General features: G+C 65.7%; 30 protein-coding genes and 1 pseudogene. All 31 read left to right on the forward strand.

What is annotated here, in order from left to right:
• The first annotated feature begins 5 nt into the window (after positions 1 to 5).
• The 31 genes and pseudogenes from AC3WVS_RS30460 to AC3WVS_RS30610 all read left to right on the forward strand — a co-directional run bounded on the left by AC3WVS_RS30460 (position 6) and on the right by AC3WVS_RS30610 (position 23,839).
• A complete protein-coding gene (locus AC3WVS_RS30460) occupies positions 6 to 218 on the forward strand; it encodes a hypothetical protein (protein WP_492321625.1) in 213 nt (70 codons plus the stop codon).
• A complete protein-coding gene (locus AC3WVS_RS30465; protein ID WP_492321626.1) occupies positions 215 to 1,369 on the forward strand; it encodes a hypothetical protein in 1,155 nt (384 codons plus the stop codon). The genes AC3WVS_RS30460 and AC3WVS_RS30465 overlap by 4 nt, the downstream gene beginning before the upstream one ends.
• On the forward strand, positions 1,366 to 1,680 hold the full coding sequence (locus AC3WVS_RS30470; protein ID WP_492321627.1) for a hypothetical protein: 315 nt from the start codon (positions 1,366 to 1,368) through the stop codon (positions 1,678 to 1,680). Before AC3WVS_RS30465 ends, AC3WVS_RS30470 begins: the two co-directional genes overlap by 4 nt.
• Positions 1,681 to 1,682: 2 nt before the next feature.
• On the forward strand, positions 1,683 to 2,069 hold the full coding sequence (locus AC3WVS_RS30475; RefSeq protein ID WP_492321628.1) for a hypothetical protein: 387 nt from the start codon (positions 1,683 to 1,685) through the stop codon (positions 2,067 to 2,069).
• A gap of 197 nt (positions 2,070 to 2,266) precedes the next feature.
• Positions 2,267 to 2,704, forward strand: a complete 438-nt coding sequence (locus AC3WVS_RS30480) for a hypothetical protein (protein ID WP_492321629.1) — start codon at positions 2,267 to 2,269, stop codon at positions 2,702 to 2,704.
• A gap of 198 nt (positions 2,705 to 2,902) precedes the next feature.
• Entirely contained in the window at positions 2,903 to 3,205 is a 303-nt protein-coding gene (locus tag AC3WVS_RS30485) for a hypothetical protein (RefSeq protein ID WP_492321630.1), read from the forward strand.
• The gene (locus tag AC3WVS_RS30490; RefSeq protein ID WP_492321631.1) at positions 3,205 to 3,570 is read left to right on the forward strand and encodes an HNH endonuclease; all 366 of its coding nucleotides are present in this window, start codon (positions 3,205 to 3,207) and stop codon (positions 3,568 to 3,570) included. The genes AC3WVS_RS30485 and AC3WVS_RS30490 overlap by 1 nt, the downstream gene beginning before the upstream one ends.
• Positions 3,557 to 3,757 carry a hypothetical protein gene (locus AC3WVS_RS30495; protein ID WP_492321632.1) on the forward strand — a complete coding sequence of 67 codons (201 nt, stop codon included), beginning with the start codon at positions 3,557 to 3,559 and terminating at the stop codon, positions 3,755 to 3,757. The genes AC3WVS_RS30490 and AC3WVS_RS30495 overlap by 14 nt, the downstream gene beginning before the upstream one ends.
• Before the next feature lie 143 nt (positions 3,758 to 3,900).
• Entirely contained in the window at positions 3,901 to 4,446 is a 546-nt protein-coding gene (locus AC3WVS_RS30500; RefSeq protein WP_492321633.1) for a phage terminase small subunit P27 family, read from the forward strand.
• Positions 4,443 to 6,125, forward strand: coding sequence for a terminase large subunit (locus AC3WVS_RS30505; protein WP_492321634.1), 1,683 nt, complete (start codon positions 4,443 to 4,445; stop codon positions 6,123 to 6,125). The genes AC3WVS_RS30500 and AC3WVS_RS30505 overlap by 4 nt, the downstream gene beginning before the upstream one ends.
• Positions 6,126 to 6,232: 107 nt before the next feature.
• Positions 6,233 to 7,432 (forward strand): phage portal protein, encoded by a 1,200-nt coding sequence (locus tag AC3WVS_RS30510; RefSeq protein WP_492321635.1) that lies wholly within the window; start codon positions 6,233 to 6,235, stop codon positions 7,430 to 7,432.
• Positions 7,429 to 8,172 carry a head maturation protease, ClpP-related gene (locus AC3WVS_RS30515; RefSeq protein WP_492321636.1) on the forward strand — a complete coding sequence of 248 codons (744 nt, stop codon included), beginning with the start codon at positions 7,429 to 7,431 and terminating at the stop codon, positions 8,170 to 8,172. The genes AC3WVS_RS30510 and AC3WVS_RS30515 overlap by 4 nt, the downstream gene beginning before the upstream one ends.
• Before the next feature lie 77 nt (positions 8,173 to 8,249).
• Entirely contained in the window at positions 8,250 to 9,452 is a 1,203-nt protein-coding gene (locus tag AC3WVS_RS30520; protein ID WP_492321637.1) for a phage major capsid protein, read from the forward strand.
• A 69-nt stretch (positions 9,453 to 9,521) separates the two neighbouring features.
• A complete protein-coding gene (locus tag AC3WVS_RS30525) occupies positions 9,522 to 9,758 on the forward strand; it encodes a hypothetical protein (RefSeq protein WP_492321638.1) in 237 nt (78 codons plus the stop codon).
• 9 nt (positions 9,759 to 9,767) lie between these two features.
• Positions 9,768 to 10,307, forward strand: a complete 540-nt coding sequence (locus AC3WVS_RS30530; RefSeq protein ID WP_492321639.1) for a head-tail connector protein — start codon at positions 9,768 to 9,770, stop codon at positions 10,305 to 10,307.
• Between the two features lie 2 nt (positions 10,308 to 10,309).
• Positions 10,310 to 10,633, forward strand: coding sequence for a phage head closure protein (locus AC3WVS_RS30535; protein ID WP_492321640.1), 324 nt, complete (start codon positions 10,310 to 10,312; stop codon positions 10,631 to 10,633).
• A 4-nt stretch (positions 10,634 to 10,637) separates the two neighbouring features.
• Positions 10,638 to 11,132 (forward strand): HK97 gp10 family phage protein, encoded by a 495-nt coding sequence (locus AC3WVS_RS30540; RefSeq protein ID WP_492321641.1) that lies wholly within the window; start codon positions 10,638 to 10,640, stop codon positions 11,130 to 11,132.
• Positions 11,129 to 11,482, forward strand: coding sequence for a DUF3168 domain-containing protein (locus AC3WVS_RS30545; RefSeq protein WP_492321642.1), 354 nt, complete (start codon positions 11,129 to 11,131; stop codon positions 11,480 to 11,482). The genes AC3WVS_RS30540 and AC3WVS_RS30545 overlap by 4 nt, the downstream gene beginning before the upstream one ends.
• A gap of 64 nt (positions 11,483 to 11,546) precedes the next feature.
• On the forward strand, positions 11,547 to 12,197 hold the full coding sequence (locus AC3WVS_RS30550; protein WP_492321643.1) for a phage tail protein: 651 nt from the start codon (positions 11,547 to 11,549) through the stop codon (positions 12,195 to 12,197).
• Positions 12,198 to 12,203: 6 nt separating this feature from the next.
• Complete coding sequence (locus AC3WVS_RS30555; protein ID WP_492321644.1) at positions 12,204 to 12,518, forward strand: phage tail assembly chaperone; 315 nt, start codon at positions 12,204 to 12,206, stop codon at positions 12,516 to 12,518.
• A 47-nt stretch (positions 12,519 to 12,565) separates the two neighbouring features.
• The gene (locus AC3WVS_RS30560; RefSeq protein WP_492321645.1) at positions 12,566 to 12,826 is read left to right on the forward strand and encodes a DUF1799 domain-containing protein; all 261 of its coding nucleotides are present in this window, start codon (positions 12,566 to 12,568) and stop codon (positions 12,824 to 12,826) included.
• A 1-nt stretch (position 12,827) separates the two neighbouring features.
• Positions 12,828 to 15,617: a phage tail tape measure protein gene (locus AC3WVS_RS30565; protein WP_492321646.1), complete on the forward strand. Its 2,790-nt coding sequence runs from the start codon at positions 12,828 to 12,830 to the stop codon at positions 15,615 to 15,617.
• Positions 15,618 to 15,620: 3 nt separating this feature from the next.
• Complete coding sequence (locus AC3WVS_RS30570; protein ID WP_492321647.1) at positions 15,621 to 16,214, forward strand: hypothetical protein; 594 nt, start codon at positions 15,621 to 15,623, stop codon at positions 16,212 to 16,214.
• On the forward strand, positions 16,211 to 16,762 hold the full coding sequence (locus AC3WVS_RS30575; RefSeq protein WP_492321648.1) for a hypothetical protein: 552 nt from the start codon (positions 16,211 to 16,213) through the stop codon (positions 16,760 to 16,762). The genes AC3WVS_RS30570 and AC3WVS_RS30575 overlap by 4 nt, the downstream gene beginning before the upstream one ends.
• A complete protein-coding gene (locus AC3WVS_RS30580) occupies positions 16,762 to 17,163 on the forward strand; it encodes a DUF6950 family protein (protein ID WP_492321649.1) in 402 nt (133 codons plus the stop codon). The genes AC3WVS_RS30575 and AC3WVS_RS30580 overlap by 1 nt, the downstream gene beginning before the upstream one ends.
• A 9-nt stretch (positions 17,164 to 17,172) precedes the next feature.
• Entirely contained in the window at positions 17,173 to 20,361 is a 3,189-nt protein-coding gene (locus AC3WVS_RS30585) for a phage tail protein (protein ID WP_492321650.1), read from the forward strand.
• A 279-nt stretch (positions 20,362 to 20,640) separates the two neighbouring features.
• A pseudogene (locus AC3WVS_RS30590) lies at positions 20,641 to 20,829 on the forward strand (phage tail protein); the annotation flags it as partial.
• Positions 20,830 to 21,027: 198 nt separating this feature from the next.
• Entirely contained in the window at positions 21,028 to 21,774 is a 747-nt protein-coding gene (locus tag AC3WVS_RS30595; RefSeq protein ID WP_492321651.1) for a DUF4376 domain-containing protein, read from the forward strand.
• Between the two features lie 2 nt (positions 21,775 to 21,776).
• Positions 21,777 to 22,235 carry a hypothetical protein gene (locus tag AC3WVS_RS30600; RefSeq protein WP_492321652.1) on the forward strand — a complete coding sequence of 153 codons (459 nt, stop codon included), beginning with the start codon at positions 21,777 to 21,779 and terminating at the stop codon, positions 22,233 to 22,235.
• Positions 22,236 to 22,878: 643 nt separating this feature from the next.
• Positions 22,879 to 23,520 carry a glycoside hydrolase family 19 protein gene (locus AC3WVS_RS30605; protein ID WP_492321653.1) on the forward strand — a complete coding sequence of 214 codons (642 nt, stop codon included), beginning with the start codon at positions 22,879 to 22,881 and terminating at the stop codon, positions 23,518 to 23,520.
• A gap of 22 nt (positions 23,521 to 23,542) precedes the next feature.
• Positions 23,543 to 23,839: a phage holin family protein gene (locus AC3WVS_RS30610; protein ID WP_492321654.1), complete on the forward strand. Its 297-nt coding sequence runs from the start codon at positions 23,543 to 23,545 to the stop codon at positions 23,837 to 23,839.
• The last annotated feature ends 121 nt before the right edge of the window (positions 23,840 to 23,960 follow it).

Raw genomic sequence — 23,960 nt, forward strand, 5'->3', positions numbered from 1 at the left:
TCCCTATGGATTATCCCATCGCATCAATCGGCGCCCTTCAGCAGGAGGGCGCTCGCGCCGCCAAGAGCGGCGAGTCTCCCTATGTAAATCCCTATGCAGCGGGTACGGATCACCATGAGGCCTGGGGCGTTGGCTATGCGTTCGGTGTGCTAGTCAGCCTCAGCGTGCGCCAGGCGATCGATGCGCGCAGTGCTAACCAGCGAGGTGCCGCCGCATGACCGCGTTTGCCATTGGTGATGAGGAGTGGGCCGCTACGCGCAAGGTCGACCACCTCGCGCGCGACCTGTACAACGCGCTGCGCCGGCGTATGGACTTCGCTACCGGCATCGTGGGCGGGTTGCCGACGCGGCGGATCTCCTGGTATGCGCTGCGTGAGGACACCGAGCTGGAGAGCCGCCCCGGGGTGAGGGGCGGCAAGCCGTCCGAGCAGGCGCTGCGCCGCCGCGTCGAGCAGCTGGAGAAGGTGGGCCTGGTGGAGTCCATCGGCACCAAGCTGCAGCTGCGGTTCCGCCTGCTGCTCGCCCGCCGGTCTTCGTTCGACCCGAAAAAAGCCGGAGGGGGTGCGGAAGTATCTAGAACTGCCTCGAAACCAGCGCCGGGCAAGGGTTCCAAGGGTTATGCACAGGGGAGGTCGGGGCGGAAAGCCGGCACACATCAGGTCTCCGGTAAAACCAATACCCCTCCCAACCCTCCCCGCGATTCGCAGGGTGTTCATCCAGCCCCCCACGCCTGCGGCGCGGGAGGTGAGATGGACCCCCAACACCACCAGGCGGGTACCGATAACGGTGCCGATCAGCCGCCGCGGTCGGCAGAGTCCAGTGAGAAGGCAATTACGCCACCCCCCCACGCCTGCGGCGCGGGGGGCGAGTCGGACCCCCAACCCCCTCGCGCAACAGCGCAGCAGCTCTCAGAGGAACGTCACGAGCACGAGAACGGCGGCGGGGAGGGGCCTCCGGCCCAGCTTGCAGAGAGGGGGGTGGGTGCGCTCGAGTGGGAGGAGCATCTGGCTTGGCCGGTGCGCGTGACGCCGGAACAGCGGGCCTACCTTGCACAGGTGAAGCGCGAGGAGGGCGAAACGCTGCTCCAGCGTGTTTTGGACGAACTGCGAGGCGCTGTGGCCTCCGTGCCCGGCGGCATCAAAGACGAGTGGGCGTACTTCCACGTATTGTTGCGAAATGCGAAAGAGAAGGGCGATGCGTGGCAGACGGTCTATGCCGAAAAAATCGCCCTCGCACGACAGAATGTTGCGCGGACCATGGCGCAGCAGAAGGTCGAGGACGCCGCGTACGCGGCATCGATCGGCGGTGTGCCTGGTTACCCTGGTAAGGGCGAGTTGCGCAAGTTGGTGCGTGGCGGTGCCCAGCGATGACAGTGCGCGAATTGAGTCCGGAGGCGGCGTACGCTGAAGCGGTCGAGCAGCTGCCGCTGCGCGCTGCGCGGCGCGATCAGTGGAGCAGCCGCGCGGCGTTCTGGACGGCGGTGCGCTATGGCGTGGGCGAGATCCGGCCCGGCATCTGGTCGGTGGCTGCGGCGCGCTGGACCAGGCTGTGGGAAGTCGCGCGGCGTGAACACCTGCCGCCGATTCCCGGCATTCCCGAAGTCGAAAACCTGCCGGCAACGGCCTCGGTAGCTGAACGCGGGATCGCGTCGGTCCGGGCCATCGTCGGGAAACGGAGGTGAGCATGGCGAGTAATGACTGGGTCAAGGATCGACTGCGCTCCTGGGCAGCCTGGCTGCACAAGGGGAATGGCGGGCGCGGCTACGGGGAAAGCAGCCTGACGATCGACGAGGCGCGCACGGTGCCGGTGCGCCCGTTCGTGGCCACCTTCGAGGATGAGTGCGAGCGCACGCACAAGGCCGTGCTGAAGCTGCCGCTGGACATGCGCAAGGTAGCAATGGGCTTCTACGTCGACGGCCTGCCGGCGCGCGATGTGGCCAAGCGCGTGAAGGTCAGCGAACGCCAGGCGTACCACATGAAAAAGACGCTGCATGTGATGGTGAAATATTGCCTTGAGAATCAGAACGTTAAGAGCCCCCCCTTTCACCTGCTCTTGCAATCCGTGCAGTGAATCAGTAGATTTCCGCTACGCTGTGCGCTCGGTGCGTGCGGTGAAGATGAAAGCCCGGCCCGGTCCTCCGCGTCGGGTTTTTTCATTTCCGGAGCGCGTCATGTACCTGTGTCTGCTTGGAATGGCCGTGGGCTCGATCATGACTCGCGAACTGCTGGATCACGGCGCGGCACGCGCAGAACGGAGGCAGCGACGACATGAAAGGAATTCGCAGACTGATCGCCTGGTGGCGAGGAAGCAACCAGCTGCCGCTGATCCGCATGCCGGTGCCAGCAATGCCGGCGGTGGCGCGCTCACCGGAGCCGACCCTGATGGGTGTGCGCAGCCCTGACGTTTTCGCCTCGCGCGCGCTGCTGCAGGCTGCGGTGTCAGTCCCGCGTCGCGCGCCGGTGCCGCGTGTCGCGGCGGTTCCAAGTGCTTCCCGCGCGAGTGGGGACGATGAGGGCATGTCGATGCTGCCGGCCGCGATGCTGCTGGCGTCATACAGCTGCGATGGGGCTGCTGCCGACGAAGGCTCGTTCGGTCTGCGCGATGCGGTGCCGCTGGGCGCCGGTGGCTCGTTCGATGGTGGTGGGGCGACGGGCAACTGGGATGCAGGTGGATCGGATCCGGCGAGTAGCTTCTCGTCGGATTGACGGTGTCTCCTCCCCTGAAAGCGAGTCGGTCGCGATCAGGGTTTCCGGGGCCGAGGCGCGTGTCTCGGCCCTTTTCTTTTTCTCCCTGGCTCGCACTGGCGGGCCGTTCCCGATAGGCCGGCGCGTTCTCCCCGTTCGCGCTGGCCTTTCTTTTTGGGGTTCGACATGGCTCGACTCATGGGGTCGTACGACCCATTCGTGCAGCAGCTCGTCAAGGTGTTGGGGCTGCCGCGCAGCACACGATCGTTTGAGCTGCGATGCGCAGTCGATGAGGTGGTGACGGTCAAGTGCGAGTACTTCCCAGGCCGGGATGATGCGACCGGGTTCGATCCGGTTCCGGTACTTGCCGAGTATCGCCTGGCGCGGCAACAGGACGTGCCGTCCACGATCCTGTTGCCGCAACCTGCCAGTCGCGGTGCATGCAGTGGTGAGGTGGCGGCCGTCGCCGTGATGTCGGTTGCGCTGCTGGTGGTAGGCGGGATCTGGTTGGCGGTGCGTTGATGCCGGGGCGTGCTGCATCGATCTGCCGAGCACCTGGCTGTGGCCGGCGTATCGCTGAGCCGGGCTACTGCGAGACGCACGCGCACCTTGCGTCGCAGTGGTCGCGGCGGCAGGACCGCAAGGGCAGCACCACGCAGCGCGGCTATGGCTGGCAGTGGCAGAAGCTGCGCGCATCAGTGTTGCAGCGTGATGGTGGCCTGTGCCAGCCCTGCATCAAGCTGGCTCGCGTGACCGAGGCGACGGACGTCGACCACATCGTGTCGAAGGCGAACGGCGGAACAGATGACCCGGCCAACCTGCAGGCGATCTGCGTGACCTGCCATAAGGCGAAGACAGCGAGGGAGCGTCAGCATGGCGGAACTTGAAGTGCGTGTCGTGGTGCGCGTGGCCTGGTGGGTGAGGCTGTACCTGCGGTCTGTGTCGACGTTCGCGAAGCTGCATGGTCTGTCCCCGAACATGCGCAAGGTCGAGCGCGTCGTGCGCGCAGGGACGTGCGTGGTGTTGATCGATGCCAGGGGGCGGCCGATTCCGGCCGCACGGCGGCGGTCCTGATGGCCTTCCGGGTGCGCGATGCTGCACCCACACCCCGGGGGGTATGTGATCTCTGGGGCGCCCGGCCACCTGACCGACCGTTCCGTGCTTTTTTTGTGTGCGCAGGTTTTGGAGGGGGGGGTGCTATGCCTCCCTGAGGAGAGATGGGAAAACGTGGACCGCAACCGACGCCGAATGTGCTGAAGCTGGTACGGGGCAACCCGGGCAAGCGACCGATGAACCTGGCTGACGGGGTCAACCCGCTGGTCGAAGTGCCGGACATTCCGAAGCATCTGAGCCGCGAGGCGCGCAAGGAATGGAAGCGCATCACGCCGCTGCTGGTCGAGGAGGGGCTGATCGCCAAGATGGACCGCGCCATGCTGGCGCTGTACTGCCAGGCGTGGGGCCGCATGGCTGAACTGGAGGCGGCGCTCAACGCCAAGATCGCCGTGCAGGTCGAGAAGGGCTACACGTACGAGGCCGCCGTCGAGGACTGCTGCTACGACATCACGCCCAAGGGCTTCCGCCAGCAGGCGGCTCTGGTCAACATGATTCGCCAGCAGGCCGACGCGGTCGCCCGTTACTCGGGCCATTTTGGCATGTCGCCGTCGCAGCGCGCGCGCATCACGCCGTCGAGCAATCAGCCGCAGCTGCCTGGCATGGAGGCGGCGACGGCGGCCCCGGCCGGTTGGGGGAAATTCCAGAAATGAGCTACGTCGACGTCGCCAACCAGTACGTCGCGGACGTGCTGTCGGGCGCGATCGTCGCGTGCAAGTGGGTAAAGCTCGCGTGCGAGCGTCAGCAGCTCGACCTGGAGCGCGCCGCGGCCGCCGATCCGGCCTTCCCATATCGCTTCGACGAGGCGGCGGCGGCGCGGATCTGCGATTTCATCGAGCTGCTGCCGCACACCAAGGGTCGCTGGGCGCGCACGAAGGAGCGCATCCGGCTGGAGCCGTGGCAGGTGTTCATCCTGACCACGGTATTCGGCTGGCTGCATCGCGACACCGGCCTGCGCCGGTACCGGCGTGCCTACGAAGAGGTCGCGCGCAAGAACGGCAAGTCGGCGAAGAGTTCGGGCATCGCCCTGTACCTGTTCGGTGCGGACAACGAGCCGGGCGCCGAGGTCTACAGCGCGGCCACTACGCGCGACCAGGCGCGCATCGTCTTCGACGACGCGCGGCGCATGGCCCTGCGCGAGCCGGAAATGTGCGAGGCGCTGGGCATCGAGGTGCTGCAGCACCAGCTGCTCATCGAGGAGGAGGCGAGCAAGTTCCTGCCGCTGTCCGCTGAGGGCAGCACGCTGGACGGCCTGAACATCCACGGCGGCATCATCGACGAGCTGCACGCGCACAAGACGCGCGACGTGTTCGACGTGATCGACTCGGCCACGGGCGCGCGCGACCAGTCGCTGCTGTGGATGATCACCACCGCCGGTACGGACCGCACCGGCATCTGCTACGAGCAGCGCACGCATGCGACCAAGATCCTCGATCGTGTCGTCGAGGATCACACCTTCTTCGCGATCATCTTCACGCTCGACGATGGTGACGACTGGACCGATCCGGCGGTGTGGATCAAGGCCAATCCGAACCTGGGCGTGTCGGTGCTGGTCGATGACATGGAGATGGCGTGCCGAAAGGCTGTGTCCATGTCCAGCGCGGTGGCGAACTTCCTGACCAAGCGTCTGAACGTCTGGGTCAACGCGGATTCTGCCTGGATGGACATGCGCGCCTGGGACCGGTGCGCGAACCCAAATCTGCGTATCGAGGACATGCGCGGGCTGGAGTGCTACATCGGTCTCGACCTGGCCAGCAAGATCGACATCGCGGCCGAGGTGAAGCTGTTCCCGCCGCAGGCCGGACGCGAGAAGTGGGCGCTTTTCGGCCGCTACTACCTTCCGGAACGTGCCGTCGAGAACAGCACCAACAGCCAGTACGACGGCTGGCGCCGCCGCGGGTTGCTCACCGTCACGGACGGCGAGGTGACCGACTACGACGAGATCGAGGATGACATCCGCGCGGATTGCGCTGCCTTCTCGGTGGTGGAGGTCGCCTTTGACCCGTTCCAGGCCACGCAGCTGTCGGGACATCTGATCGCCGAGGGCATCCCGATGACCGAGATGCGCCCGACCGTGCTGAACTTCAGCGAGCCCATGAAGCAACTGGAGGCGCTCGTGCTCGAGGGAAAGATCGAGCACAACGGTGATCCGGTGATGACCTGGATGATCAGCAACGTGGTCGCCCACCTGGATAGGAAAGACAACATCTATCCGAACAAGGAGCGTCCGGAGAACAAGATCGATGGTCCGGTCGCCGCGATCATGGCGCTCGGACGGGCGATGGTGACGCAGGAAACCAATGACATCACACAGGGCTTCGTCGAACTATGACCGCAACAGATACCTGGGACAGGGCGCGGCAGCTTGCCGCTGCGCCTGGATCTCCCATCCTCACTGCCTGGCGAGCTGACCGGGAGGCCAAGCGCCAGACTGCGGCCGTGCGCAATGATGTGATCGCCTCCAGCGATCCGCGCGTGCTGGAGCTGTTCGGCGCCAGCCGCGCGGCGTCCGGCGTGGCCGTGACCGCCGACAGCGCCATGCGCGTGTCGGCGGTCTTCGCCTGCGTGCAGCGCATCGCGGGCTCGATCGCCAGCATGCCAATCCATCAGTACGAGCGCACCTCGGCAGGGCGCGTGCCGGTGGAGAACGCGCCGCTGTGGTGGCTTCTGAACGAGCAGCCGACGGCGCGCTACTCCGCCGCCAGCATGTGGGAGGGACGGGTGTCCAACACGCTGCTGCGTGGTGATGGCTTCGCGTTCATTGGCCGTGGCCGTGCCGGAGAAATCCGCGAGCTGGTCCCGTTGCCGTGGGAGGCCGTGGAGGTCGAGCGCGAGACTACGGATAGCGGCGACCGGCTCAAGTACTACGTCAATGACGTGCGCCGGTACGGTGCCGATCAAGACGACATGCTGCACTTCCCCGGCTTCGGTTTCGACGGCCTGCGCAGCATGAGCGTGATCCAGTGGGCGGCGCGCAACGCCGCCGGAAATGCGCTGGCCATGGACGAGTACAGCGGGCGGTTTTTTGCCGGCGGCGCCCATCCGTCCATCGTGCTCAAGGCGCCGGGCAAGATGAGTTCGGACCAGGTCGGCAACCTGCAGGCGGCGTTCGCGGCGAAGTACAGCGGCCTGGACAACGCCCACAAGCTGCCGCTGGTGCTGACCGAGGGCCTGTCGGCGGAAAACCTGAGCCTGTCGGCCGAGGACGCGCAGCTGCTCGACGCGCGCAAGTTCCAGGTGGTCGACATCGCGCGGGCCTTCGGCGTGCCGCCGCACCTGATCGGCGAGACCAGCGCCTCCACCAGCTGGGGGTCGGGTCTCGAGGAGATGAGCCGCGGCTTTGTCACTTTCACGCTGCAGCAGCACCTGGTGCGCATCGAGCAGGAGCTGAACCGCAAGCTCTTCCGCACGGCGAAGTACTACGTCGAGTTCAACCGCGACGCCTTGCTGGAAGGCAACAGCAAGGCGCAGTCGGAGTACTTCCGTGCGGCGCTGGGCGGGCCGGGTTCGGGCGCTGGCTGGATGACGCCCGACGAGGTGCGTCGGATCAAGAACCTGCCACCCGAGGGCGGCGCTGCCGCCGAGCTTTTCAACCCTGCGAACGAGGCCGCCGCGAGCGGCGCCGGAGCCAAGCCATGAAGAAACTGATGCAACTGCTGCGGGACAACGCCGCAGCCGAGCGCAAGCCGCTCAACCTGATCCGCGACGAGGCGGCGGCCGTGGCCACCCTCTACATCTACGACGTGATCGACGCCTACTGGGGGGTCGCCGCGGCGGACGTGTCGAAGGTGATCTCCGGGCTGGACGCCGCCACCACGCTGCGCCTGCGGATCAATAGCCCTGGCGGCGATGTGTTCGAGGCGCGGGCGATCGCGGCCGCGATTCAGCAGCACCCGGGCAAGACCATCGCTGCCATCGACGGCCTGGCGGCGAGCGCTGCCACCACGATCGCTGCGGCAGCCGATGAGGTGGAGATCGTCGACGGCGGCTTCTACATGATCCACAACGCCTGGACGCTCGCCATGGGCAACAAGCACGACATGACGACCACGGCCGAGCTGTTGGACAAGGTCGACGGCGCCATCGTGGCCGACTACACCAAGCGCACCGGCAAGAGCAAAGAGGAGGTCGCCGCCTGGATGGATGCGGAGACGTGGTTCACCGCCCAGGAGGCGGTCGACAACGGCTTTGCCGACCGGATTGCCCAGCCAGCCGGCGATGCCAAGAACGCCTCGGCGCGCCAGTTCAACCTGGCGGCATTCAGCAAGACGCCGCAGGCGCTCCTGGCTCCGCCTCCACAGCCGGAGCCGGAGATCGACGCCGCTGCCCTGCGCGCCGCGAACGAGCGGCGACTCAGCCTGTTTTCTGCCTTCGCCTGACGCGCTTCCGCATCAGCGACACGGGCCGCCTTCGGGCGGCCTTTTTTCTTGCTCACTTCACCCTGAAAGGAACCCGCATGAGCATGCAAGCCCTCCGGGAGCGCCTCGCCGCCCTCAAGAAAGACGCCCGCCACCTGCTGGACGAGAAAGGCTCGACCGCCTGGTCCAAGGAAGACCAGGGCAAGTTCGACAACCTGGTCGACGAGGCCGAGCGCGTCGAGAAGCAGATCTCGGCCCACCAGCGCATGTTGGACGACGAGGCCGAGCGCCGCTTCGACAACGTGCCGCGCAACGATCCGAACAAGGACAAGACCCAAGCCCGTCAGGGCGTGGAGCTGTTCCTGCGTAAGCTGACCAAGGACCTCAGCCAGGAGGAGGCGCTGCTCATCCGCAACACGATGAGCACCACCACGCCGGCCGAGGGTGGCTACACGGTGCAGACCGAGGTCGCCAAGCAGATCATCGACGCCATGAAGGACTACGGCGCCATGCGCCGCGTGGCCAGCTCGATCGGGACCGGCAACGGCGCGGAGCTGAGCTACCCGTCGAGCGACGGTACCAGCGAGGAAGGCGAGATCGTCGCGCAGAACACGACGGCCGCCACAGCGGACATCGGCTTCGGTACCGTGCCGCTGAACGTGTTCAAGTTCGGCTCGAAGACCATCACGGTGCCGCTCGAGCTGCTGCAGGACACCACGGTCGACATCATTGCGCTGATCCAGAAGCGTATCCGTGACCGCATCGGCCGCCATGCCAACAAGCAGTTCACCATCGGCACCGGCACCGGCGCGCCCAAGGGTCTGAGCGTGGCGGGAGGCGTGGGCAAGACCGGCACCACCGGCCAGACCACCACCGTCATTTACGACGACCTGGTCGACCTGATCGACAGCCTGGACGTGGCTTACCAGAGCGATGCCTGCAAGTTCATGTTCAGCCAGGCCATCCGTCGCACGGTCCGCAAGCTCAAGGACACCGCCGGCCGCCCGATCTGGACGCCGAGCTACGACGCGGGCCTGACCGCCAAGACCCCGGATCTGCTGCTGGGCTACCCGGTCGAGATCAACAACGACATGCCGGCGCCGGCGGCCAACGCCAAGTCGATCGCGTTTGGCGATCTCAGCCAGTACATGATCCGCGACGCGATGCAGGTCACCCTGTTCCGCTTCGAGGACAGCGCCTTCCTGACCAAGGGTCAGGTCGGCTTCCTGGCCTGGGCGCGCATGGGCGGCAATCTGCTCGACGTCAACGCGGTCAAGCAGTACCAGCACTCGGCGACCTAAGCCGCTTGAGTCTCCCGCGGGCCGGCGCGCTGCCGGCCCGAATCCTCAACACGCAACAGGAAATTTCCCATGCCGAAAATCGTACGTGTGCTGTCCGAGCTGCCGCTCGACGGCAAGAAATACCAGCCGAACACGCTCGTGAAGCTGGATGACAAGCGCGCCAAGGCGCTGGAGGCCGCCGGCGCGGTCGACGCGACCGCCGAGGCGGTGGCTTACTGCAAGGGCGAGCTGGGCGCCGAGGTGGTCGAGCACGCGCCGGCCGCGACGCCGGAGGCCTCCACCGACGGCCAGTCGGCCAGCGAGTAAGGCCGCGCCATGGAGATCAAGGTAGACGCGATGCTGTCCGGCGAGCCGATCACGCTGGCCGAAGCGAAGCTGCACCTGCGCGTCGATGGGGTGGCCGAGGATACGCTGATCACGGCGCTGATCTCGGCCGCCCGCCAGCGCTGCGAAGGGGCGCTCGCGCGTGCCTTGATCCCGCAGCGGCGCATCGCGCTCACGGACAGCTTTCCCGACCAGGTCGAGCTCGGCCCGAACGTAACCGCCATCACCTCGGTCACTTACCGCGACGCCGACGGCGCGACGCAGACGCTGGCTGGCACCGCCTACCGTCTGGTTGAGGAGCGCCGCCTGGTGCCGGTGGGGGCGTGGCCGTGTGGCGACACGGTGAAGATCACCTTCACCTGTGGCGCCTTTACGGACACCACGGTGCCGGCCGCGCTGCGGTCCTGGATGCTGCTGCATATCGGCGCGATGTACGCGCAACGCGAGGCGGTGTCGGCAGGTCAGCTGTACGAGCCGCCCGGGCGGTTCGTCGATGGCCTGCTCGATCCCTGGCGCAACTACGTGGTGTGACCATGGAAGCCGGAAAACTGAACAGCCGGATCACGATCCAGCAGCCCGGCACCGTCCGGGATGACATCGGTGGCTCGGTACCGGGCTGGATCGATGTGGCGACCGTGTGGGCCAACATCGCCCGCAAGTCCGGGCTGGAGACCATCAAATCCGATGCCGAGGTGTCGATCGTGCGCGCCAGCATCCGCATTCGTTGGCGCACCGGCCTTGACGCCAGCATGCGCGTCATGCACGGCGCGACGGTCTATGACATCAAGGCGGTGCTACCGGACGAGGCGGGCCGCGCGCACGTTGACCTGGTTTGTGAAACCGGGGCCAAAAGGTGATGCCATGCAAGTTGGTTTTAGTCTGACCGGTGACCTGCGCGGGGCGCTGGATCGGCTGGAAGATGAGATGAAGGAGCACGTCATCCGTTCCGCCGCGCGCGCCGGCGCCTTGGTGCTGTACGAGGAGGCGCGCCGTCTCGCGCCCGTTTATGACGGCCCGGAGCGGAAGGGCGTCAAGCCTGGCCAGCTGCGGAATGCGATCTATCACGTGTTCTCGAACGCCAAGTCGGGTGAGGAGCAGAAGATCTACGAGGTCAGCTGGAATGCCAAGAAGGCGCCGCACGGCCACTTGATCGAACGCGGGCACTGGCGGGTCAACAAGGTGATCCGGGTCAACGGCCGGTGGATGGCGACCACCGAGCGACTGCCGGTCCCGGTTTGGGTGCCGGCTGTCGGGTTCATCCGCCGGGCCTTCGATCAGCGTAACGCGGCCATGAACGCGATGCTCGAGCGCGCGAACGAGCGCACGGCGGAAGTACTTGCGGAGAGCAAGGCATGACAGTCGAAACCGACATCTTCAACGCGCTGAAGGGCCTGGTGGCGGACCGCGTCTACCCGGACGAGGCGCCGGCTGGCGTCACGCTGCCGTTCATCATCTACCAGCAGGTCGGCGGCGATCCGCTCAACTTCCTGGCTGGCGTGCCGGACAAGCGCAACGGCCGGTTTCAGGTCGATGTGTGGGCGGCAACCCGCAAGGACGCCGCCGCACTGATCCGCCAGGCGGAGGACGCGCTGCGCGCCGATGCCGTGCTGAACGCCAACACCATGACCGGCGTGATCGCCACGAAAGACCCGGCAACCGGCTGGCTTGGCGCTTCGCAGGATTTTTCCATCTGGTTCACGAATTAACGCCCGTTCGGGCATCCACCACCAGCCCGCGTCAGCGGGTTTTTTCATTTCTGGAGCGACACCCATGTCTGTGAAACTGCCGAACGGCGCCATTTTCTCGATCGCATCTACCTATGGCGCAGCGAAGACCGTCACCGCTGTGACGAACGCCAACCCGGGCGTTGCCAGCTCGACGGCGCACGGCCTGGCCAACGGCACCATCGTCGAAGCCACGTCCGGCTGGACGCGCCTCGATGGTCGCGTGGCCCGCGTGAGCGCCGCCGCAGCCGACAACTTCGCGCTGGAAGGTATCAACACGACCGACACCAACGTGTACCCGGCCGGTTCCGGCGGCGGCTCGGTGCGCGCCGTGACCGCCTGGCAGCAAATCTCGCAGGTGCTGGAGTCGTCCTCGTCGGGCGGCGAGCAGCAGTTCTACAGCTATTCGTTCCTGGAGGACTCGGGCGACGAGAAGCAGATCCCGACGACCCGCTCGGCCCGCACGATCACGCTGAACATCGCCGATGACGACTCGCTGCCGCAGTACGCGGTGCTGTCCGCCGCGAACGACGACCGCCTGCCGCGTACGGTGAAGTTCCAGCTGCCCAGCGGCTCGACGATCTACTTCCGCGGCTACATCGCCATGTCGAAGATGCCGACCACCACCAAGAACCAGGCCATGGCCGTGACCGTGACCATCTCGCTGACCGGCGAGCCGACCCGCTACGCAGCGTAATCGCCCATGTTCAAGGTCAATCCCAACCCCACTTTCGTCGGCACCGCAACCATCACGGTGCCCGGCGGCGAGCCCGCGAAGCTGCGTCTGGTGTTCAAGCACAAGACGCGCGACGAGGCCCGCGATTTCTTCGCGCGCGCGGCCAAGTCGGAAGAGTGCCCGTCCGTGGTCCTGATGGAGATCCTGGCCGGCTGGGAGGACGTCGACGAGGCGTTCTCGCAGGCGGCGCTGAAGCGCGTGGTGCAGAACTACCACACCGCGCCGCAGGCGATCTTCGAGGCCTACACGGATGAGCTGAGCGCCGCGCGCCGGGGAAACTGATCGCCGCAGCCCGCGCCCTCTACTGGAAGCCGCCGAAGGACGACGAATTGGCGGCCTTCGGGCTGACAGCAGAGGACGTGGCGCCTGCGGACTCCGAGGTGTGGCCGGACAACGATGCGGCGGTGATGGCGTTCGGCCAAATGAGCACGCAGTGGCGCATGGGGATGGGCGGCCCGATCGGGCTGGACTATTCCCCGCTGCCGTTCGTGCTGCGCATGAATGGCGTACCGCGCGCTGACTGGCCGGAGGTGTTCGAAAGCGTGCGGGTGATGGAAAACGCCGCGCTGACGGTAATGAACGAGGAATGACATGGCTGAGGTGATCGGCAAGGCAACACTGGAAATTGGCGCGGATGCGTCGTCGCTGGAATCCGGCTTTGCCAAGGCGGGTGAGTCAGTCCAGCAGTTTGAGAAGACCGCCGCCGCCTCGGCGCAGAAGACCGCCGGCAGCTTCAAGACCGTCAACGAAGCGGCCAACGATGCGTCGCAGAAAATGGACGCGAGCGCCAAGCGGTTCATCACCTCGCTCGAGCGCCAGGCTGACCGGGCCGGCAAGACCGCGTCGGAATACGCGGCCTTCCGCGCCCAGCAACTGGGCGTGGGGGACGCCGCGGCGCCGATGATCGAGAGGCTGCGCGCGGCCGAGACGCAGTTCGCCAAAACCGGCGTGTCGGCGGCGCAAACCGCTGCCGCGATTCGCATGGTGCCGGCGCAGATGACCGACATCGTGACGTCGCTTGCAGGCGGCCAGAACCCGCTGCTGGTGCTGGCGCAGCAGGGCGGGCAGCTTAAAGACTCCTTCGGCGGCATCGGGCCGGCGCTGCGCGGCTTCGGCTCGTACGTAGTCGGCCTGGTGAACCCATTCACAGTCGCGGCGGCGGCGGCGGCCACGTTCTCGCTGGCGGCATACAAGGGCGCGCAGGAGTCGACGGCGTTTAATAACGCCCTGATCCTGACCGGAAGCTACGCCGGCAAGAGTTCCGAGCAGATCCAGGTCATGGCAGACCGGATCAGCGGCAGCATCGGCACCCATGGCGCGGCGGCGGATGCCCTGACGCAGATCGCCTCCACCGGCAAGATCGCCGGCGACCAGATCGAAGCAATCGGCCTGGCTGCGGTATCCATGAACAAGGCGACCGGCGCGGCGGTGGAGGACACCGTCAAGTTGTTCGTGTCGCTGGGCGAGGAGCCGACCAAGGCGTCGGCCAAGCTGAACGAGCAGTATCACTACCTCACGGCCTCGGTCTACGAGCAGATCCGCGCGCTGGAGGAGCAGGGCCGCAAGGATGAGGCCGCGGCGCTGGCGCAGAAGGCGCTGGCCGATGCGCTGACGGCGCGCGCGAACCAGGTGCGCGAGAACCTCGGCTACATGGAGCGCGGCTGGAACGCCGTGGCCGGCGCCGCGAAATCGGCCTGGGATGCCATGGTCGGCCTCGGCCGCCCGGACACGCTGTCGGACATCAAGTCCAAGATCGCCGAGACGAAGGCCGAGCTGGAGAAGATGGGCCCGGCCACGGTCGGCTTCGACAACACGGCCGGCGGCGCGGCGACCGGTAACGGCAACCGCCGTATCGCGGCGGCGCAGGCTCGCCTGAAGGCGCTGGAGGCGCAGGCCGCGGTGCTAGAGCAATCCGCGACGAAGACCGCAGCCGAAGGTCAGCAGAAGAAGGCTGATGCGGAGGAGATCGAGGCGCGGGCGCGGCTGGCGTCGCAGGCCAAGGCCACGCGCAGCCGCGCCGAGCAGCGCAAGGACGAGATCGACCAGCTCAAGCGCGACGCCGAGAAGGTCGGCATGGCGGCGGAGGAGTACAACAAGCGCGTCGCCGACATCGAGGAAAAGTACAAGGATCCGAAGGGCCCCAAGGCCACGAAGGAAAAGGCGTACCAAGACGACGCCGCCACGCGCCTGCTGCAGCAACTGCGCGACCAGGATGCCGCCACGCGCGCCGCGCTGGAGTCCAACGAGAAGCTGACCGGCGCCGAGAAGTCGCAGGCCGAGTGGCTGGAGAAGATTGCCGACCTGAAGGGGAAGTCGATCCTCACGGCCGAGCAGAAGAGCTACCTGGCCGCCGAGGAGCGCATTAAGGCGCAGCTCGAGCTGAACGTCGGCCACGAGAAGGAGCTGAAGCTCAAGCAGGACGGGCTGAAGCTGGACGAGCGGTCGGCGCAGATCAACGCGCAGATGGCGAGCTACCAGCAGAGCCAGCGCGAGCAGTACGGCCGGCAACTGGAAGCCTTCGGTACCGGCACTGAGGCGCAGCGCAATGCCGAGGCGGTCAAGTCGATCTATCGCGAGTACGAGCGCCGGCAGATGGACCTGACCAACGCCACGCCGAAGTCGAAGCTAGGCAGTGCCGAGTACTTGTCCGAGCAGGCGGTGATCCGCGACGGCTTGCAGCGCTCGCTGCAGGACTACGCCGACTACTACGAAGCCCTCAAGGAAAAGCAAACGGACTGGAAGAACGGCGCGCTGACGGCGATGGCCGACTTTCAGACCGGAACGGCCAACGTCGCGGCGCAGGCGCAGCGGTCCTTCGGCAGCGCCTTCCAGGGCATGGAGGATGCGCTGGTTCAGTTCTCGATGACCGGCAAGCTGAATTTCGGCGACTTCGCCAAGTCGGTGATCGCCGACCTGCTCCGCATCCAGGCGCGGGCGGCGCTGTCCGGCTTGTTCCAGATGCTCGGGAATGCGGTGATCGGCGCGGCAAGTGGAACGGTGCAGTCCGGTTACGGTGGCCTCCAGGGCAGCACGGACATGTCCGGCACCCCGGTGGACATGAGCAACGTGTCGGGCCTGCCGATGCGCGCGGACGGCGGCCCGGTCAGCGCCGGCAGTGCGTACCTCGTCGGCGAGCGTGGTCCGGAGATTTTCAAGCCCAATGCATCGGGGAACATCATCCCGAACCATCAGATCGGCGGCGTTGGCGGTGGCAGCAGCGGCGGCGGTGGCGTGAGTATTACGCAGCATATCAAAGTGGACAGTCGCTCGGACCAGGCGTCGATCCTTCAGGCGATGGTGCAGGCGAAGAACGCGGCGATTGCCGAGATCAAGGCCAATCTCGCGCGCGGCGGCGACATGACCAGACTGGTCTGGAGGTAAGGAATGACAACGCTGGATTGGCCGATTGGCCTGAAGCCGTCGAAGGCGACCTGGGGCCTGCAGTCCAACACGGAGAGCTTCACGTCGCCGCTGAACCGTTCCGCGCAGACGGTGGAGCGCCCCGGCGCGCGCTGGAAGGTGACGCTGGAAATGCCGCACATGGACAGCGTCAACCGCGGCCGGCTGGAGGCGTTTCTGGCGTCCCTGGGCGGCATGGCCGGGCGCTTCACGCTGTGGCCGCACGCTCGCCCGGGGTCGTCGCTGTATGCCCCGCTGGTGAATGGCGCGATGAGCAACTTTAAGTCGCTGCCGACCAAGGCATGGCCGGCCAATACGCTGGTGCTCCGCGCCGGGGATTTCCTGGCGGCGGGCGGCGAGCTGAAGATGGTCACGGCGGACGTGACCAGCGATGCAGGCGGGCTCGCCGCAGTGCCGGTGGCCCCGGCCTTTCGCAAGGCGCCATCCGGTGATTCTGCGGTCACGCTGGACAGGCCGCGGGCGACGATGATGCTGTCCAGTGACGAGTACTCGGTCTCTGTGCTGCCGGGCATGGTGTCCGATACCGTCACGATCAGCGCCGTGGAGGTGTTCCTGTGACGCGCGCGCTGGATGGCAGCACTGTCGCTGCGGTTACCGGGGGGCACGTCCCCTATCTGTTCTTCGTGCAGTTGGATTTCTCGGTTCCGTTGCGCGTATGCAGCGCCGGCTACGACATCGACTGGAGCGGCGCGACCTGGCTGGGGCTCGGCGCGCTCGGCAACATCGAGCCGATCCAGGAGCAGGCGAGCCTGGAGGCGACTGGCGTGCGCTTGACGCTTTCCGGCGTGCCGAGTGAACTGGTTGCGATTTCCCTCGCCGAGCAGTATCAGGGCCGGTCGTGCCAGATCTGGTTCGCGCCGCTGCGCGAAGACCTGCAGTTGGCGGCGCAGCCGATTCGCCTGTTCTCCGGCCGTATGGACACGATGGCGACGGAGGTGGGCGACACCGCCACGATCACGCTGTCGGCCGAGTCGCGCATGGTGACATGGGATCGCCCGAAGGTGCGCCGCTACAACAACGAGGACCAGCAGAGCCGGTATCCCGGTGATCGGGGGTTCGAGTTCGTGCCGCAGATGGTGGAAAAAAATCTTATGTGGGGCCGCTGATGCAGCGTTTTGAAGACTGGCCGACTCGGCTCGCCGAGTTCATCGAAGCCCGCCACGAGCGGGCTTTTTCACGTGGTATCAGCGACTGCTGCATGTTCGTGGCAGATGCCATCGAGGCAATGACCGGGACTGATCCGGCAGCGCGATGGCGCGGCCTGTACTCCACCGACAAGGGGGCGCACCGACTGCTGCGCGACAACGGCGGGGTAGTTGGACTTTGCTCGCTGGTTCTCGGGCCGCCGATACCGGCGCCGCTGGCAGGACGCGGCGACGTCGTGCTGATTGAGGCTCCAGAGGGTGAGGCTCTTGCCATTTGCCTGGGCGGGCAGATCGCGGCCCAAGGCGGCACTGGGCTGATCTTCTTCCCAATGACAGCGGCTAAGGCCGCATGGAAAGTCTAGGAGTTCAATATGGCGGAAGCAGCAGCAGCGATTGCGGCGGCAGTCTTCTCAGCCGCAGGCGGCGTGGCAGCCGGCACCGCAGCCGTCGTTGCGGCCACGATTGCGTACGGCGTCGCATATGCGGCCGTCTCTCTGGCGGTCTCATTTGCAATCGGCTCCCTGATGGGCGCTGTCTTCAAGCCGCGAACGAACAACGGTTTCGCGGCCGAGGCCCAAGGCCGCACGCAGGTCGTCCGCTCCAACGTCCAGCCGCGCAACATGATCTATGGCCGGGCGATGACGTCCGGGCCGCTGATCTTCGCGGCGAGCACCGATGGCAACGGCAAGAAGAACCAGTTCATGCACCTGGTGATCGCGTTGGCCGACCATGAGTGCGACGCGATCGAGGAGGTGTACCTGGGCGAGGATGCGATCGGACCGCTTGATGAGTGGGGACAGCCGACAGGAGGCAAGTTCCGGAAGGTCTGGGGAGAGTCGAAGACGAAGGGATTCCCGGGGACGGGCGGCACGGAGATGACCGTTTCTGTCGGGGAGCCTATCCGCAGCCTCACTTCCGTGGTGGTGGGAGTCGGGAGTGATCCCGAAACCCAATATGCGGTAAGCGACGTGACCTGGAGCCCGGGGGGCGACACGGTGACCGTGCGCGGATTGCCGGAAGGGGCCAACGGCATCGCAATCACCTATGAGGTCGAGAACGCGTACCGCTATGTGCGCGTGAAGAAGCATCTCGGGCATCCCGACCAGTCCGCCGATGGCGATCTGGTGGCGGAGGTGCCTGGCTGGACCTGGGATCACCGGCTTCGCGGCGTGTGCTATCTGTACGTGCGGCTGGAGTACGACGCCGATCTGTTCCCTAGCGGGCTGCCCAATATCAAGGCGGTAGTGAAGGGAAAGCGGGTCTATGATCCGCGGACGTCCACCACCTCCTGGTCTAACAACTGGGCGCTGTGCGTCTACGACTACCTGCGGGACGAGCGGGGCTTTGGTTGCAGCGATAGCGACATCGACCTGCCAACGGTCATCGCTGCGGCCAACGTGAGCGACGAGTGGCTGGACCTTGGCGGCGGCATCTTCCAGTCCCGCTACCGCTGCGACGGCATCGTGATGAGCGACAAGTCACCGCGCGACAACCTGACCGAGATGACCACGGCGGGCGCCGGCGCAGTCGTGATCTCCGGGGGCGTGTTCCGCGTCTTTGCTGGTGCGTATGACATCCCGACTGTGACGCTAACCGAGTCGGATCTGCGCGGGCCCATCAAGGTCCAGCCGCGTACGTCGCGCAAGGATCTCTTCAACGTGGTGAAGGGCACCTTCGTTGATCCGAAGAAGTACTGGCAGCCGGGGGATTTCCCGGCGATGAGGAATGCCGCCTATTCGGCAAACGATGGGGAGGTGATCGAGCGCGACATCGAATTGCCGTTCACGACCGACAGCGTGATGGCGCAGCGCCTGGCGAAGATCATCCTCGAACGCTCGCGCCAGAGCATCGTGGTGGAGTTTCCGGCGAAGCTCACGGCGTTTCAGCTCACCGCCTACAGCACCGTGAAGCTGACGCTCGCCAAGTTCGGCTGGTCCAACAAGGTATTCCGGGTGATGTCGTGGAAGATGAGCGATGACGGCGGCGTGGACCTAGTCCTCAACGAAGAGGCGGCCGCGGTCTATGACTGGAATTCCGGCAATGCCACGATTATTGACCCTGCGCCCGACACGAATCTGCCAAGCGCATTCAACGTTGAAAGCCTTGGGCAGATCAGCCTGGAATCCGGCGAGGATCAGCTAATCGTCAGCCAGAGCGGGGTGGTGACCTCCCGCATCCAAGCGAGTTGGGCTGCACCGCGGGATGAGGCGCTAAGGCAGACCGGCCGAATCGAGATGCAATACAAGCGCGCCGATCAGCCAGATTGGATTGTCTTGCCGCCGTTGACCGCCGACACGACGAGACAACATCTGTCGCCCGTGGAAGATGGGGTGCCCTACCTTGTGCGTGGGCGGCTGGTGTCGGCGCTCGGCGTCCGCAGCAGGGACTGGACGTACTCGCCGGCGCACCGGGTGATCGGCAAGCTGGCGCCGCCAGCAAGTCTGACAGGGTTTTCTCTGGCTGCCTTGAACGGATTTGCCAACCTGACATGGAATGCAGCCACAGACCTGGATGTAAAGAACGGCGGCCAGGCGCGCATTCGGCACACGACAGACTTGGTTCAGCCTAGCTGGGGAAGCGCCGTCGACATCGGTGGCTATATCTCTGGCGCCGCCAACTCCGCGCAGCTGCCGCTGCTCACCGGCGTGTATCTCGCCAAGTGGATCGATTCCACCGGTCATGAGTCGCCGACTGCGGCGATGGTGATTACGACGGCACCCTCGCTGCTGGACCTGAACATCGTGGCAACGGTTCAGGAGCAGCCCAGCTTCGCCGGCGGCAAGACGAACCTCGTCTTTGACTCGGCGCTGAACGGCATCAAGCTAATCGGGGTCGGCCTGATCGACGATCAAGGGCTGATCGATGCCACCGGCCTATGGGATGACCAGCCGCTGCTCGACGGGCTGGGGCCGATCGATACGGTGGTCGGGGTTGGGGGCTGGGGACTTGTCGACTCGCTGGGCGGGATCGTCGATGCCGGCACCTACACCTTCGCCGGTTCGCTCGATCTTGGCGCCGTGGAGAAATCCAGGCTGACGGCAGCAATCGACGCTGTGTCGTTCGATACCGGCGACCTGATCGATTTCCGGTACGACTTCATCGACACCTGGGAATCGATCGATGGCGGCCGCATCAATGACACCGCGGTGTCGCTGTACGTTCGCACGACGAACGACAACCCCTCGGGGGCGCCGACGTGGACCGAATGGCAGCGTTTCTCGATGGGTGACTACGAGGCGCGCGCCTTCGAGTGGAAGGTGGTGCTGGAGAGCGCGTCGGCAACGCATAACGTCGTTGTGACCGGCCTGACAGTCGGGATCGACATGCCGGACCGGAGAGAGTCCGGCCTCGATGTCATCTCGGGCGCAGGGCCGAAGGTCGTCACGTTCGATAAGCCCTTTCGCGTCACGCCAGGCCTCGGCATCACCGCTCAGGACATGGCGCAGGGCGACTACTACGTCATTACCAGCAAGTCAGAGGCCGGTTTCACCATCAGCTTCAAAAACAGTGCCAGCGCTGCGGTTTCCCGCAAGTTCGACTGGGACGCCATCGCCTACTAACTCAGAGAGGTAAGCATGTCACAACACGATATGGTGCTCGACAACCAGTCGGGTGCCTCGTTTCGCGCGGACCTGAACAATGCGCTGCAGGCTGTCGCGACAAACCAGTCCGGTTCGTCGGGGCCGGTCACGACCTACGCCTATCAGTTTTGGGCCGATACCAGTGCGGGCCTGCTCAAGATGCGCAATGCGGCCAACAACGCATGGATCACGATCGGCCTGCTCGGGGTTCAGAACTTCGGGCACATCCTGCCCGGCGCCATCGTGTTCCACGCAAAGAGCGCCACGCCTGCGGGGTTCCTGAAAGCGAACGGCGCGGCGGTGTCCCGTACCACGTATGCCGATTTGTTCGCGGAGATCGGCACGACCTTCGGTGCTGGCGATGGGTCTACCACGTTCAACTTGCCGGAACTGCGTGGCGAGTTCCTGCGCGGCTGGGATGACAGCCGAGGTGTGGACAGTGGTCGTGTATTTGGCTCTGCGCAGACCGATCTTGAAAGAGGCATTTCGAGTGTGTCTTGGCAGGACACCGTTTCGTTTGGCGGCAGCGCGTCCAACCCCGGGGCGATGATTGTCAGTACGACCTCGATGGCGCGCACTAGCGGCACCGAAACGCGGCCGCGAAACATCGCGCTGCTTGCTTTGATCAAGTACTAAGGACCAGCCATGGAAATCTTCAACTACCACCCGATTACCGGCGAGTTCCTGAGCATCGGCACCGCCGACGAGAACCCCCTCGACCCCGCCAACCCGATCGTGTCGGGCTACGCCACGCCCACCACACCGCCGACCCCGGGCCTGCGATCAGTCGCCGTCTACCGCGACGCGAATGGCCTGTCGCCGCAGAACTGGCCGGCTGGCACCTGGACGCTGGTTCCGGACTATCGCGCCGTGCCGCTGTTCCGCACTGCCGACGGCTCGGCGTTCGAACTGGGCGCTGAGTACTCCGGCCTGGGCGACCTGCCGCCGTTCCTGACCGACGAGCCGCGCCCATCGGCGGCGCACAAGTGGGTGGACGACGAGTGGGTGCTTGACGGCGCCCTGGAAGCGGATCTGCTCGAAGCCGTCCGCGCCGCGAAGAACACTGAGATCAACGCCGCGCGCCTGGCGGCCAACCGCAGCACGTTCGTCCACGCCGGAAAGGTGTTCGCCTGCGACGAACTGAGCCGCAGCGACATCGACGGCGTCAACGGCTACGTGGTGCTTTTCGGCGGGCTGCCGGCGGACTGGCCGGGCGCGTGGAAATCGGTCGACAACAGCTATACACCGATCGCCACGCTGAACGACTGGAAAGCGTTCTACGGCAGCATGGTGGCCGCCGGCAACGAGAACTTTGCCCACGCGCAGGCGCTGAAGGCCCAGCTCGCCGCGGCGACGACCATCGAGCAGGTCCAGGCCATCAACTGGGGGTGAGGATGCGCGCAGCGTTCTACCGTGGGACGCGGCCCGGCCTGGCCGGCATCTATAACCGCCTGGTGCGCTGGTGGCTCCAGTCGCCCTACTCGCACGTCGAGCTGGTGTTCAGCGACGGCATGGCCGCCAGCTCTTCGTTCGCGGACGGCGGCGTGCGCCTGAAGCTGATCGACTTCGACGCCGACCGCTGGGACGTGGTGGACCTGCCTGGCGCGGACGAGGCGGCGGCCCGGCGGTGGTTCGCGGCGAACGTTGGACGCCCGTACGACCTGGTCGGAAATATCGGCTTTCTGTTCCGGCCGATCACCGGCGCGCGTCGCGGGTGGTTCTGCAGCGAGGCTGCCGCCGCCGCGATGGGCTATCCGGAGCCGTGGCGATACGACCCGGCCACGTTGGCATCCGTCCTCACCAAACAGCCGCCTTCGGGCGGCTTTCTTCATTCTGGAGATGCTCCCCAGTGAACACCGTTGAAATGGGATACGAGGCACGTAACCCGCCCTAGTGGCGGGTTTTCGTTGGCCGCTGGCGCGCGAGTTAGAGCCTGGACCGGATAAGCCATCCCTGTTCGCTCACCAGGAATTCGGGTGCGAACTTGGGTTTCCACCCTGAGTTTATGCGCAAAATCGCCTCGTACTGGCAGACCCCGGTCGACACAAGGCGATGGATCTCTGCGTCTACGTGGGGCTCGGTGAATATACGCGCCGTTGTCAATGCCGCGTCGTACGGGCAAGGTTCGGGCACCACGGCCACGGCTTCTGGCTCTGCTGCGGTCGGAATGAAGTCGCAGAACCACGCCCGCCCATCGCACGGGCGTTGCTCATCCCTGAGCCAATACGTAAGCGGACCAAGCAACATAAGCCCGAGGATGGCGATTCCCGCGCGCTTGCTCACAAACCGCCAAAAGAAAAAAACCGCCCCCGTCAGAGCTATGGCGCCCATCATCCCTACAACCTCCTGTTATTGGCGGACCAGATTATGAGGCCTCTAGCATCGTCTCGCGCGCCACATCGCATTTTTTCATGCCCGCCTCCGCGCGGGCTTTTTCATTTCCGGGGAGCTGCATGACTGAACCAATCGTCGGCCTGGCTGCAGCGGAGGCCCAATATGGATAAGCAATTGTTCCGGCAGGCGGCCGGGTTGTCGGCGGATCTGGCGGATCGTTGGTATCCGTTGGTGTCGGCTGCCTTGTTCGAGTTCGGTATCGTCGCGCCCCATCGCGTCGCTGCCTGGATCGCGCAGGTCGGTACCGAGTCGGCCGGCTTCACTCGGCTGCAGGAGTCCTTCGACTACAGCGTCGACGGGCTGCGGCGGACGTTCGGTGCGCGCATGCCGCCGGCGCTGGCCGGCACGCTGGGGCGGCAACCGGGTGAGCGCGCGGTGCCGCTCGAGCGGCAGAAGCGTATCGCCTCGATCGTCTACGCCGGGCGCTTCGGTAATGGTGAGGCCGGTAGTGGGGATGGCTGGCGGTATGCCGGGCACGGCCTCAAACAGATCACGTTCCACGACAACCATATGGAGTGTGGCCACGCGCTCGGCGTCGACCTGGTCAGTCAGCCATATCTACTGGCCACCGACGACCAGTTGGCCGCCCGCTCGGCGGCGTGGTTCTGGTACGCCAAGGGCTGCAACCAGCTGGCGGACCTGGGCGACTTCGAGCAGCTCACGCGCCGCATCAACGGCGGTATCAACGGGCTCGACGACCGGCGGCAGCGCTGGCTGCGCGCCCAGCAATTCATCCACGCATAAACGACCGCAAAGGAACGGGTACATGCAAGAACCAGAAAAGAGCTTGTTTATGTTGGTGTTCGTCGGCGCCATGATTGGCCTGGGCAAGTTGCTGGCCAGCGACGAAGCCATCACCGTGCGCCTGGTGTTCGCTCGGGCGGTGATGGGGGCCGCTGCCTCGATGGTGGCCGGTATGGCGCTCATTCAGTTCCCGGAAATCAACCCGGTAGCACTGGTGGGACTTGGCAGCGCATTCGGCATCGTTGGCGCGCAGGCCCTGGAAAGTTACTTCAAGCGCAGGATGCGCCAGAGCGAGGGCCGGCATGGCAAAGGCACTTGAGTTCCTGGCCGCATGGAAGGGCCGCCTGGCGGCGGCTTTTTTTATGGTGGCCGTTGGCGCGGTGCTAGGCGGTGCGCTCGCCTGGTGGCTGCAGGGGAATCGCTATGAGCGGCAGCTGTCC

It is taken from the genome of Cupriavidus sp. CPT47-8839-RL05A (genome assembly GCF_058792255.1).